Below are 12,459 nucleotides of genomic sequence, written 5' to 3'. Positions count from 1 at the left end.
CCTCATGAACGAGGCACCACCCTGGTGAGCCCGGCGATCACGCGGTCGATCCAGTCGCCGCCGCGGGGCTCGTAACAGTCGGACAAGAGCTTGAGCGTGAACTGCATGACGACCTTGCGGGGAAGGCCGTACCGGACGCACACCCGCATCACCTCGGGGTGCTCGATGAGCCGCACGAACCAGCGGCCCAGCGTGTAGTAGCCGCCGAGGTCCGCACGCATGCGGTCGGCGTACGTGGCGAGGGCGGCCTCGCGGGCCGCCCCGGTGTTCTTGACCCGGGCCTGGACGATGGCGTCCGCGGCGACGCGGCCCGCCTGCAGCCCGTACGCGATGCCCTCGCCGTTGAACGGGCTCACCATGCCCGCCGAGTCGCCCGCGAGGAGCACCCCGTCGGAGTACAGCGGCCCGCGGTTGAAGCCCATCGGGAGGGCGGCGCCGCGGACAGGGCCCGTGGCCGCTTCCGGGCTGATCTCCCAGCCCTCGGGCGCGCTGTTGCGCAGCCACGTGTCCTGGAGGCGGCGGTAGTCGATGCTCGCGGCGGACTGGCGGGCGGGCGTGGAGTGGACGCTGCCCAGCCCCACGTTGGCCGTGCCGTCGCCCAGCGGGAAGATCCAGCCGTAGCCGGGCAGGAGGTCGCTCTTGCCCGGAGCGCCCGACCACAGCTCCAGGTGCGACTCCATGAACGGGTCCTCGTGCCGCGGCGTGCGGTAGTAGGCACGCACCGCCGTGCCCATCGGGCGGTCGTCCCGGCGCGAGATGCCCAGGCTCGTGGCGAAGCGGGAGCTGACACCGTCCGCCGCGACCACCACGGGGGCGCGGAGCTCGCGCGGCTCGCCGTCGGCCCGCCCGCCCGTGTCCAGCCCCTGCACGACGACGCCGGTGACCCGGCCGGTGCGCTCGTCACGGACGGGGCCCGTGACCTTGGTGCGCTCCAGGAGCTTGGCCCCGCTCGCCTGCGCGTGCTGCGCCAGCGTGTGGTCCAGCGTCATGCGGGAGCGGGCCAGCCCGTACCCGGGGTAGCTCGTGAGGTCCGGCCAGTCGAGCTCGTAGCTGCGGCCCCCGCCGTGGACCCGGAGGCCGCGGTTGCGGATCCAGCCGTCCTCGGCGCGGGTGGCCACGCCCATGCGGGCCAGCTCGGCGACCGCTCGGGGCGTCAGACCGTCGCCGCAGATCTTGTCGCGGGGGAACTCGCCCTTCTCCAGGAGCAGCACGTCGAGGCCTGCGGCCGCGCACCAGTGCGCGGCGGACGAGCCGGCGGGGCCGGCGCCCACCACGATGACGTCCGCGTCGTCGCGGGATCCTGCTCGCACGTGCTCACCCCCAGGTCGTGAACTCGTCGCTTGCTGACAAGGGCCTTGTGAACCCTGTCACAACACCGTCACCCTAGCCACACAGACGGGGGTTTCACCACCAAGGCTGTCCTAACCTCGCGCCGGGACTTTTCGGGCAGCACGAACACGCCCCGTGTGCGGTGCCGCCACGCGCCGCGTGATCGGTAGAACGTCGCATGATCGGCAGTTCGAGCTGCCGATCATGCGACGTTCTACCGATCACGCGAGCTGGTGTGGCGCGAGCGCGGCGCGAGCAGGGCGCGGGCGTCAGGCCGGGCGGAAACCCCGGTGGAGCGCCACGATCCCGCCCGAGACGTTCCGGTAGGCGACCCGCTCCCAGCCGGCGCCGAGCATCAGGCGGGCGAGCGCCTCCTGGTCGGGCCAGGAGCGGATCGACTCGGTGAGGTACTCGTAGGAGCCGCGGTCGGTGCTCACGGTGCGGGCCAGCACGGGCAGCACCCGCAGGAAGCCCTCGTGGTAGGCCATCCGGAACGGTACCCACGTGGGCGTGGAGAACTCGGCGATGACGATCCGACCGCCGGGCCGCACGACCCGCAGCATCTCGCGGAGCGCGGCGCTCGTGTCGACCACGTTGCGCAGGCCGAAGCTGATCGTCGCGGCGTCGAAGCTGGCGTCGGCGAACGGCAGGCTCGTCGCGTCGCCCGCGACGAACGGCAGGTCGGGGCGTCGTTCCTTGCCGACCCGGAGCATCCCGATCGAGAAGTCCGACGGCACGACGTACGCGCCGCCGTCGGCGAACGGCTCGGAGCTGGTACCGGTGCCGGCGGCGAGGTCGAGGACCCGTTCGCCGGGCATCGCGGCGACGGCGTCGACGGTGAGCCTGCGCCAGCGACGGTCCTGGCCCAGGGAGATCAGGTCGTTGGTGAGGTCGTAGCGGCGGGCGATGCCGTCGAACATCGACGCGACCTCTGCGGGCTTCTTCTCCAGGCTTGCACGCGACATGGCCCGATCTTTCCACGCCTGGCGGGCCCCGTCCGTCCCGCCGCCCGCCCGCGGACGTCCGCGTGTGAGGCTGGCCACGGGCGTCCGGCGAGGCTCCCGCGCCGACCTATCCTGAGGAGTGATGACCGCACTGCCCGCCGGCGTGAGCACGCCGCACCTCGACACGTCCCCCGTGGACGCCACGCTCGTGGTCCGCACCGTCCCGATCGATCTCGGCGACGGGCTCACCGCCCTGACCGACCTGCTTCCCGACACCCGGCCGCTCGCCTGGGTGCGCCGCGGCGACGGCCTCGTGGGCTGGGGCGAGGTGCTGCGGCTCGAGACGGTAGGCCCCGGCCGGTTCGCCGACGCCGAGGACGCCTGGCGGACGGTCCTGGGCCGGGCCGTCGTGATCGACGACGTCGGCCTCCCCGGCACCGGGCCGGTGGCGTTCGGCTCGTTCGCGTTCGACGACACCGAGCCCGGCGACGAGGACGAGGACCCCGCGCGTCCCGGCGGCGTCCTCGTGGTCCCGGAGGTGGTGGTCGGCCGCCGCGGCGCGGTGGCGTGGCTCACCGTCGTCTCGCGCCTCGACGACGCCGCCCCCGCCCCGGGCGCGGCGCTCCTCGAAGCCATGCCGCGCACGCCCGTCACCTCTCCCGGGCACGTCACGGTGTCCGACGGCGCCGTCGCCGCCTCCGACTGGCCGGAGGTCGTCGCCGAGGGCGTCGCCCGGATCCGGGCCGGCGAGCTGGAGAAGGTGGTGCTGGCGCGGGACGTCCTGGCGCGCGCCGAGCGGCCCGTGGACCCGCGGTTCCTCCTGGGCCGCCTCGCCACCGCCTACGAGGCCTGCTGGACGTTCAGCGTCGCCGGGATGGTGGGCGCCACGCCCGAGCTGCTGGTCCGGAGCGAGAAGGGCCTGGTGACGTCCCGTGTGCTCGCCGGGACGATCGGCCGGTCCGCCGTCGACGGCGGACCGGAGGGCGACGCGGACCTGCTGCGGGCGGCCCAGCTCGCACGGTCCTCGAAGGACCTGGAGGAGCACGAGTACGCCGTGGCGTCGGTCGCCGCGGCGCTCGAGCCGTTCTGCACGTCGATGAACGTGCCCGAGGCGCCGTTCGTGCTGCACCTCCCCAACGTCATGCACCTCGCCACCGACGTCACGGGCGTGCTGGACCAGGCGGGCGACCAGGCGCCGTCGTCCCTCTCGCTGGCCGCCGCCCTGCACCCGAGCGCCGCCGTGTGCGGCACGCCGACGCTCGCGGCGCGGGCTCTGATCCGCGAGATCGAGGGCCTGGACCGGGCACGGTACGCGGGCCCGGTGGGCTGGCTGGGCGCCGACGGCGACGGCGAGTGGGGCATCGCCCTGCGCTCGGCGGAGCTGTCGGCGAGGGACCCCCGGCAGGTCCGGCTGTTCGCGGGCTGCGGCATCGTCGCGGCGTCGGACCCGCTGGCCGAGCTCGCCGAGTCCGAGGCGAAGCTGGAGCCGATGCGCCACGCGCTGGGAGCCTGAGCGGGGTCAGCCGGTCCAGACCTGCTCGCGGAAGCTGCGCCACACCTGGACGTCCGACGTCGCGCCGACCAGACCCATCTGCGCGTCGACCAGACCCAGCAGGATCTCGACGACGGACGCACCGGCCACGATCTTCTGCGCCAGCTCCAGCAGGTCCGTCCCGTCCGGCAGGTCCGCGTGGAGCGACGACACGTACATCTGCACGTTCCCCCGCAGCTCGACCGCGCCCGCGTCCGTCTCGGTTCCGGCGGCCTTGCCGGCGAGCCCCGGCCCGTCGTCGTACGCGTAGGTCTTGAGCCAGAAGCCGTCGACGGTCAGCTCGCTCGCGGACAGCCGCAGCACGTCCCGGCGCCCGTCGCCGTTCGGGTCGCCGCCCGTGACCGGCACGTTGTCCAGGCCGATCCCCGTCAGGCCGGTCAGCGGGTGGAGGTCGCGGCTCCGCAGGTCACCTGGCAGCGAGTAGGTGTTCGCGTCGTTGCGCTCACCACAGTCGCCCGGCAGGAGCACGTTCAGGTCGAACGTGCCGCCGAACTCCAGCGTGACGCACTCCCCGAGCTCCAGCTGGAAGGCCTCGGTGACGACCTCGGGCGCCTCCTCGGCCTGGATCTCGCCGTCCTCGCCGACGACCTCGCCGATCCCGACGGCTTCCTCTGCGGTGAGCCCGTCGACCACGCCCTCCACCGCGTCACCGACGCCGTCCACGACGTCGCCGACGGGGTTCTCACCGGCCCCTGGCGTCGTTCTCGCCGAGGGCGATGGCGAGGCCGACGCCGTCGGTGCCGGTGTCGGAGTCGGAGTCGGAGTCGGTGACGGCGTGGGGCAGGTGATGATCGGGAGCCAGTCGATCGGGTCCCAGCAGGTGGCCGCAGGCAGGGGAGCCGCCGCCAGACCCTGCGTCGCGAGGGCGCCTGCCAGGACCACTGCTGCCGAGCGCTCCCCTGCGGTGCGGCGCCGGCCGACACCCGGCTCAGGGGGCGACTCCTGCCGTGGCGCCCAGGAGATCGCCACCAGGCCGCCCGCCACGCCGAGGGCGAAGCCGACGAACCAGCCGCCGAGGTTGAGACCCGCGAGCGAGTAGACCGCGGTGGCGAGCGCGACCACGCTGTAGAAGACCCGCTGCGCGGGCATGAGCAGCATCAGCACCCCGGCGGCGACGAGCACCACCGGGATGATGACGGCCTGGAACCCCGTCACGAGGAACTCGAGCCGGAGGTAGCCCAGGTCGATCGGGCCCGCCAGCAGCATCTCGAGGCCGGACAGGACGATCAGCACGCCCCCGACGAACGGGCGCTGCAGGCGCCAGGACCGGAAGTCCTGGCGCCTCGCAGCGAACCGCTCACGCGGCCCGGCGCGTCCGACGCGGGTCCGGCCCCCCGGGCTCAGAAGCACTCCGTGCCGTCCGTGACCTGGAGGTGGAGGTCCGTCAGCTTGAAGGTGGAGGCCGACGTGCTCCAGGACTCCTGCTGCAGGCCGTCGATGACGATCTTGTCCGAGTCCATCGCGAAGTCGCCCTGGTCGCCCTTGACGGCCGTGTTGACGGTCGAGGCGTCGACGCCGATCCGGATGTTCGAGAAGGTCGCCGTGCCCTTGAGGTCGGTCATGGCGATCTGGAGGTCGCTGGCCTCGGCGGGCTTGCCCGGCGCGGTGCCCGCGTTGATGAGCAGGCCGACCTTGCCGAGCTCGGTGTCCATGACGATCGACTGGCAGAGGTTCGCCAGCGTGGCGCTCTTGATGTTCGCGATCGCGACCGGGTGCACGAGGTCGGGCGCCGGGTTCGAGGTGCCGCCCTTCTCGTAGGCGACCCCTGCGTACTGCGAGAATCCGGTGCCGTCCAGCGTCGTGGCGCTGATCTTGAACGGCACGTTCGAGATCGCGAACGACACGGGCACGGCGCCCTGGGCGACACCGCCCCCGAGCACCGCGGTGGCGATCGCGACAGGTACGGCGGCGAGCAGGACGCGGCGGGCGCGCGTCCGCGTGAACGAGCTCAGTTCCATGTGTCTCCCCCTCGGAAGCACGGCGACGACTCCTCTGTCGTCTTTGCGTGCGAAAGTACCCGCCTTACTGACTCAGCGTCAATTGTCCGCGCCGGGCCTGGTCGGCGGCGTGGCCGATATGCTCGGCGCATGGCAACCGGCCGGCGTACCCGACTCCGTCCCGAGGAGCGACGCAACCAGCTCGTCGCGCTCGGCGTAGCGACCCTGGCCGACCGCGCGCTCGCGGACGTCACCGTCGAGGAGATCGCCGCTGAGGCGGGCGTCTCGACCGGGCTCGTCTACTACTACTTCGGCTCCAAGAACGGCCTCCACCAGGAGATCGTCCGGCGAGCGCGGGACTCGATGCTGCACGCCTCGGAGCCCCGGGAGGATCTCCCGCCGATCCCCCGCCTGCGCGACACGCTGACACGGCTGGTCCGGTACGTGCGCGAGCACGGGCCCACCTTCTACTCCCTCGTACGGGGTGCCGCGAGCGGCGACGAGGAGGTCCGCGCGGTCATCGAGGACGCCCGGCGCGAGCAGACTCAGCGCGCCCTCACCGGGATGCTCCAGCTCGGGGCCCCGGACACGCAGCTGGTGCACATCGCCGTGCGGTCGTGGGTGGCCCTCGCCGAGCAGACCCTCGTGGACGGCGGCATCGGCACCGACCTGCCCGCCGAGGAGCTGGTGCGCTACCTCGAGCACAGCCTGCTGGCCGTCGTCGGCGCTGCGGAGCCCGGGTCGGCCGCGGCGCTGGTCGAGGCCGCCGTCGCGGGCGGCACGGGGCGCGGCGACAGTCTCGGGTCCGTGCCCGCCGACCAGTCGGTGCCCAGCCGGGCCTGAGCGGGACCGCTCAGGCCGCTCGGCCTGCTAGAGCACCTTCACGAGGAGCAGGCAGGGGTTGTCGGGCCAGAGGTCGGGGAACTCCTCCACGGGCACGAAGCCGCACGCCTGGTAGAACGCCCGCGTCCGGTCGTACCCCTCGGGGTCCGGCTGGGAGGGGCCGAGCGTCTTCACGCTGAGCAGCCGCACGCCCTGCGACCGCAGGTCCTCCTCCACCTGGGCCAGGAGCGCGCGCCCGATGCCCGTGCGGTGCCGCGCCCGGCGTACCGCGAGGAGGAACACCTCCGCACTCGTCGGGTAGCGGTGGTTCAGCAGCAGGATGCCCTGGGCGTCCTGGACCTCCACGCTCGGTGCCGGGAGGACTGCGGGCGCCAGCAGCGGCGCCGTCGTCGCCACCGGGAGCGGGGCGCCGACGAGGGAGGGCGCGGGCGCCGTCGTCGGCACCAGGAACGGCGCGACCGGGAGAGGCGCGACCGGGAGCGGGGCGGAGAGCCTCGCGGGGCACCCGGTCGCGGACGGTCGACGACGGCTTCACGGCGCGTGCCGTCTCGGACGCGCGGGAGACCTCGGCCACCTGGAGCCCTGCGCACTCACCGGGGGAGGTGGTCGCCACGTAGTTGACGTAGCGGTCGGCCGCCTCCACGTACTCGTGCGTGTACCTCTCCGAGCCGAACCACTCGGGCAGCTCGGCGAGGATGTCATGGGCGACGTCGGACCGGCCGAGCGTCCGCACGACGGTGAACGACGCAGTCACGGGCACAACGTATCCCCGCGATCGGCGCTTCACACGGTGAAGGTGAGGTTCGCCACTAATGTGCTTTTTCTACCCGGAGTGGCGCGGGGCGTGTCGCTGTGGGTACGCATCTGGTCGCCGTCCGGGCTCCGAAGGCACCCTATGCGTACCCACAGCGCGGCGCAGCGCGCCGGGGGTGAGGTGGGTGGGCCTCAGCCCTCCGGGAGCAGGTCCCGCAGCCAGTCCGGGATGTTGTCCGGGAGCGTCGGGTCGCTGCCCGAGCCGCTCCCCTGGTCGGAGCCGGAGCCGGAGCCGGAGCCCTGGTCCGGCTCCGGCTGCTGCTGCGTCGGCGCGTCCTCGCGGACCGCGAGCGTCACCTCGACCTGCTCGGCGGCGCCGTCGCGCACGACGGTGATCGTCACAGTGTCCCCCGCCGACCGCTCGCGCACGTAACCGGTCAGCGACTCCGCACCGTTCACGGGGTCCTCGTCGAACGCGACGATGACGTCGCCCGCCTGGAGGCCCGCCGCCTGCGCGGGCGAGTCGGCGCTCACCTCCTCGACCTGGGCACCCCGGCGCGTGACGTCGTCGGCGGTGGCGGTGCCGTCGGTCATGGAGACCCCGAGGAAAGCGTGCTCGGCGGTGCCGTCCTCGACGAGCTGGTCGCCGATGGAGCGCGCCAGGTTGACCGGGATCGCAAAGCCGAGCCCGATCGACCCGCCCTGGCCCCCGAGACCGCTCGACAGCGTCGCGATCGACGACGTGATGCCGATGACCTGGCCCGACGCGTTGAACAGCGGCCCGCCGGAGTTCCCCGGGTTGATGGCCGCGTCGATCTGGATCGCGTTGGTCACGACCTGGTCGCCGCCGTCCTCGCCGCTCGCCGTCACCGGCCGGTCGAGGGCCGACACGATGCCCGTCGTGGCGGTGTTCGCCAGGCCCAGCGGGTTGCCGACCGCGAGGACCGGCTCGCCCACCGCGACGGCGTCCGAGTCGCCGAAGGACGCGGGTTCGAGGTTCTCCGGCGCGTCCTGCAGCTGGACCACCGCGAGGTCGGTCGTCGGGTCGGTGCCCACGATCTCGGCCTCGAAGACGCGGCCGTCGGTCAGCGTGACCTGCACGGTCCCGTTCGCCGCCCCGGCGACCACATGGTTGTTCGTCAGGATCCGGCCGTCGGCGTCGAGGATCACGCCCGACCCCACCGAGCCCCCCGCCTGGCTCGCCACCTGGATCGCGACGACGGACGGCGCCACCGCGGAGGTGACCGCGGGCCAGTCCGGGTTCTTCACGTTCGAGCTCGACACCGGGGCGCTGTCGGTCTCCCGTGTGCCGACCGCGGCGAGCGAGGCGCCCGCCGAGCCGTCGTCGGACGCGGTCAGGATCCCGGCCGTCCCGGCGCTCGCGAGCACCGCGGCCACGGCCGCGACGCTCACCAGGGGGGCCCAGCCGCGCCGCTTGCGCGTCGTGGTCGCCTCGCCCTCCGGGTCCTTCGGCGCCAGCGAGTAGGGGTTGGCGTAGGGGGCCGACGGCGGACGAGGCGCCCCGGGCGCGCCCGTCGCCCCGGGTGCGGGGTCCGCGGGCTGCGGGGGCTGGACATGCTGGACCTGCCCGGCGGGTACGTGCTGGACGGGCGGGGCGACCGGCTCGACGGGCACGACCGGCGGGATCTGCTGGGTCTGCTCCGTCGCGGGCACAGCGGCGGAGCGAGCCTCCTGCGCCGGCGTCTGGGGAAGCTTCTGCGTCACCTGAGCGTCCCGCACGTCCTGCGGGTTCTCAGGCTGCTCGGCCGGCTGCTCGGGCCGGGGCGTCTCGGGGTTCTGCTCGGTGCTGTTCACGGTGACCCTCCTCGGTGTCTGAGAACAGTGGACACCCTGGGGCTGACGTCATCCTTGAACGAACCTGAGAGTTCGCTGCAGATGCCGCAGACGAAAGAACCGGCCGACGGAGGACCGGCGGAGCCTCCAGCGGCTCCACTCCATCCTCCGTCGGCCGGTTGCCGCTCGCCGGTTCGCCGCTTCGCCGAGGCAGTTCCTCCGTCGGACGAAGTCACTGCCTCGGCAGGGTGGCGCGCACCGCGGCCTGGACCCGGGCGGCCAGGTCGCGGGAGCGGGCCAGCCGGTCGGACCGGGGGACCCGCACCTCCAGCACCTGGATCCCCGGCGAAGGCTCCGCGAGGGCGCGCTGCAGGTCGTCGAGGTCCTTGACGAGCTGGTGCTCCACGCCGTAGCCGGCGCAGAGCCGGCCGAGGTCAGCGCCGTGCGGGGTGCCGAAGACCCGCTCGAACGTCGCGGCCCCGGCGGCGGACGCCTCCGCGAGAGCGCCGTGCTCGAGGGTCGCGAAGATGGACCCGCCGTCGTCGTTCACGACCACGAGCTGGAGGTCGACCGGGGGCTCGCCGGGTCCGCGGAGCAGGCCGCCCGCGTCATGCAGGAAGGTCAGGTCGCCCAGGAGCGCGCGCGTCCGCCGGCCCTGGCGTGCGGCGGCGAGGGCGACACCGACCGCCGTCGACACCATCCCGTCGATCCCGGCCAGCCCTCGGTTCGCGAGCACCGCCGGGGACGCCGGGTCCCGTTCGGGGAGCGGGTCAAGTTCAGGGCCCGAGTCGGCGTCCGAAGCCGGGTCCGAGTCGGCGTCCGAGCCGGGGAGCGAGCCCGGGGCGAGCGCGGGGCCGCGCACCGGATCGAGGCCGAGCACCGGATCGAGGCCGAGCACCAGGTCGAGGTCCCGCACCGGGTTCGACGAGCCGACCACGAGGACGTCGTCGACCCGCTGCGAGGCGGCGACGGCACGGGCCACCGAGAGCGCGTCCGGCTCGCCGGCCGCGCCGGGCCCCGCGATCGCCCCGGCGAGCGCGCCCGCCGCGGCCCTGCCCGCCTCCTGCCACCGGTGGAGAAACCCGGAGTCGGTCCCTTGTCGCGGCGTCGGTCCGTCTGTCGACCGACCCGGCGACAAGGGACCGACGCCGCCCGCGTCCGCCTCGCCGAACCACTCCGGCGCCAGCCCGGGCACCACGAGCGTGGCGTTGCGCGCGGCGTCGGGCCACGGGGCACCGCCCGGCGCAACCACGGTCACCGCGACCCCCGGCCGCCCGAGGAGCTGCTGCACGGGGCGGGACAGCGTGGGCCGCCCGAGCACCACGACCTGCTCGATCTCGCCCGCGAGCTCCTCCACGCCGAGCACCAGGCGGTACGCGGCCACGGCGTTCGGCCCGCCCCGGGACCCCGACGACGGCTCCGCGAACAGCGGCCACCCCTGCGCCTCAGCGAGCCGCCGGGCGTCGGCTCCCGCGCCGTCGCCGGCCACCACGACCGTCCGCGCAGGGTCGCCAGGAAGGGCCGGGCCGGCGGTGTGCCGCACCTCGGCCGAGGCGACGGCGACGCGCTGGAACTGGTCAGCGGTTCCCTGCGGACCGGGGCCGACGGCGGTGTCGGGCACCCCTGATGTGCCCTGCCGCGCACCGCCCGAGGCGAGGTCCCCGCCCGGGCCGGCCGGTTCGCCGTCGGGCAGCGGCGGCTGGAGCGGGTCCCGGTACGCGAGGTTCAGGTGCACGGGGCCGGGGAACCCGGTCCGCGAGCCGAGCGCCGCGGAGACCGCGCGGGCGACGACCATGGCGAGGTCGCGGGCCTCGCCCGGGCGGCGGTCGGGCGCGGGGACGTCGACGGCGAAGCGGACCGAGCCGCCGAAGATCCCCACCTGGTCGGTGGTCTGGGACGCGCCGGTGCCGCGCAGCTCGTGGGGGCGGTCCGCGGTGAGCAGGACCAGTGGCACGCCCGTGTGGTGCGCCTCGAGCACGGCGGGGTGCAGGTTGGCCACGGCGGTCCCGGACGTGGTCACCACGGCTACCGGCCGCCCGACGCCGGACCCCCCGCCCCGCGGTGCCGCCGACCCGCGCGACAGCCCGAGCGCGAGGAAGCCCGCGGTGCGCTCGTCGACGCGGACGTGCAGTGTCAGCGCCCCGGCGTCGGCCGCGGCGGCCAGCGCGTACGCGAGGGGCGCCGACCGCGAGCCGGGGGCGAGGACGACGTCGTGCACCCCGAGCGCGACCAGGTCGGAGACCAGGGCCCTGGCCGCCGCGACGGACGGGGGCACCGCCGCGCCGCCGTCGGGGAGCCCGTTCACCGGGCGCCGTCCAGGATCGCGGCGAGTCGGGCGTAGCGGGCGAGCCAGGCGTCGCGCGCCTCGGGGCCGGCGGCTGCGGCCGCGAGCGCCGCCGGGTCCGGGGCGACCGCCCGCACGGGCAGCGCGCCGTCGACGGGGAGGAGCGGCGCGGCGGTGACGTCGCGCAGCAGCAGCTGCGACGTGGCGAGGCCGCACGCGTACGGGAGCCGGGGGAGCGCGGCCGCGAGCGCCACCCCGGCCGCGAGCCCGACGGAGGACTCCAGCGCCGACGACACGACGACGGGCAGCCCCACCTGCTCCGCCAGGTCGAGGCAGGAGCGGACGCCGCCGAGGGGCTGGACCTTGAGCACGACGATGTCGGCGGCCTCCTCGCGGACGACCCGCATCGGGTCCTCGGCTCGGCGGATCGACTCGTCGGCGGCGATCAGGACGTCCTGCTTGCGGCGGAGGAACGCGAGGTCCTCGACGGCGGCGCACGGCTGTTCGGCGTACTCCAGGCCGCCCGCGGCGCGGTCGAGGACGGGGAGCCGGTCGAGCGCCTCGTCGAGGGTCCAGCCGCCGTTGGCGTCGACCCGGATGGCGCCGTGCGGCCCGAGCGCCTCGCGGACCGCTTCGAGCCGTGCGGCCTCGGCGGCGACGGGCTCCAGCTCGCCCGCGGGGGATCGCTGCGCCACCTTCACCTTGGCGGTGCGGCACCCGCCGGACGCGAGGACGATCTCGCGGGCCCGGTCGGGTCCGACGGCGGGAACGGTGACGTTGACGGGCACGGTGTCGCGGACCGGCGCGGGCCACCCGAGCGTCGCGGCCTCGCGGGTGGCACGGAGCCAGGTGGCGGACTCGGCGTCGTCGTAGTCCCAGAACGGGGAGAGCTCGCCCCAGCCTGCGTCGCCGCGCACGAGGAGCCCGTCGCGGACGTCGATCCCGCGGAACCGGGTGCGCAGCGGCGTGGACCAGACGACGGGATCACCCAGGAGAGGCACCCCTCCAGGCTAACCTCGGCCG

10 protein-coding genes are annotated in these 12,459 nt (G+C 74.6%); 2 read left to right on the top strand and 8 right to left on the bottom strand.

The window, feature by feature from the left end:
* Window positions 1-2: 2 nt before the first annotated feature.
* Both D1350_RS02380 and D1350_RS02375 read right to left on the bottom strand, forming a co-directional pair.
* Window positions 3-1,310, bottom strand: coding sequence for a geranylgeranyl reductase family protein (locus D1350_RS02380; RefSeq protein ID WP_125773441.1), 1,308 nt, complete (start codon window positions 1,308-1,310; stop codon window positions 3-5).
* Between the two features lie 288 nt (window positions 1,311-1,598).
* On the bottom strand, window positions 1,599-2,294 hold the full coding sequence (locus D1350_RS02375) for a demethylmenaquinone methyltransferase (RefSeq protein WP_125773439.1): 696 nt from the start codon (window positions 2,292-2,294) through the stop codon (window positions 1,599-1,601).
* A 121-nt stretch (window positions 2,295-2,415) separates the two neighbouring features.
* On the opposite strand from D1350_RS02375, the gene D1350_RS02370 reads away from it, so the two are divergent.
* Window positions 2,416-3,786, top strand: coding sequence for an isochorismate synthase (locus D1350_RS02370; RefSeq protein ID WP_125773437.1), 1,371 nt, complete (start codon window positions 2,416-2,418; stop codon window positions 3,784-3,786).
* A gap of 6 nt (window positions 3,787-3,792) precedes the next feature.
* Here D1350_RS02370 and D1350_RS02365 read toward each other — a convergent pair whose 3' ends face one another.
* Together D1350_RS02365 and D1350_RS02360 are read right to left on the bottom strand one after the other, a co-directional pair.
* Window positions 3,793-5,175 carry a DUF6114 domain-containing protein gene (locus D1350_RS02365; RefSeq protein ID WP_125773435.1) on the bottom strand — a complete coding sequence of 461 codons (1,383 nt, stop codon included), beginning with the start codon at window positions 5,173-5,175 and terminating at the stop codon, window positions 3,793-3,795.
* On the bottom strand, window positions 5,166-5,783 hold the full coding sequence (locus tag D1350_RS02360) for a DUF6230 family protein (protein WP_125773433.1): 618 nt from the start codon (window positions 5,781-5,783) through the stop codon (window positions 5,166-5,168). Before D1350_RS02360 ends, D1350_RS02365 begins: the two co-directional genes overlap by 10 nt.
* 129 nt (window positions 5,784-5,912) lie before the next feature.
* Between D1350_RS02360 and D1350_RS02355 the strand changes: the two genes are divergently transcribed.
* Window positions 5,913-6,605, top strand: coding sequence for a TetR/AcrR family transcriptional regulator (locus D1350_RS02355; RefSeq protein ID WP_125773431.1), 693 nt, complete (start codon window positions 5,913-5,915; stop codon window positions 6,603-6,605).
* Window positions 6,606-6,632: 27 nt separating this feature from the next.
* On the opposite strand, the gene D1350_RS02350 is transcribed toward D1350_RS02355, so the two are convergent.
* The 4 genes from D1350_RS02350 to D1350_RS02335 form a co-directional block, all read right to left on the bottom strand.
* Entirely contained in the window at window positions 6,633-7,049 is a 417-nt protein-coding gene (locus D1350_RS02350) for a GNAT family N-acetyltransferase (RefSeq protein ID WP_164544994.1), read from the bottom strand.
* Between the two features lie 501 nt (window positions 7,050-7,550).
* A complete protein-coding gene (locus D1350_RS02345; RefSeq protein WP_240643828.1) occupies window positions 7,551-9,173 on the bottom strand; it encodes a S1C family serine protease in 1,623 nt (540 codons plus the stop codon).
* A gap of 211 nt (window positions 9,174-9,384) precedes the next feature.
* On the bottom strand, window positions 9,385-11,457 hold the full coding sequence (gene menD, locus D1350_RS02340; RefSeq protein ID WP_206074391.1) for a 2-succinyl-5-enolpyruvyl-6-hydroxy-3-cyclohexene-1-carboxylic-acid synthase: 2,073 nt from the start codon (window positions 11,455-11,457) through the stop codon (window positions 9,385-9,387).
* Window positions 11,454-12,437, bottom strand: coding sequence for an o-succinylbenzoate synthase (locus D1350_RS02335; protein ID WP_125773428.1), 984 nt, complete (start codon window positions 12,435-12,437; stop codon window positions 11,454-11,456). Before D1350_RS02335 ends, menD begins: the two co-directional genes overlap by 4 nt.
* Window positions 12,438-12,459 lie beyond the last annotated feature (22 nt).

Origin of the sequence: Antribacter gilvus (assembly GCF_003946865.1) — a bacterium.
GTDB lineage: Bacteria > Actinomycetota > Actinomycetes > Actinomycetales > Cellulomonadaceae > Antribacter > Antribacter gilvus.
This window is presented reverse-complemented; position numbering and strand designations above follow the sequence as displayed.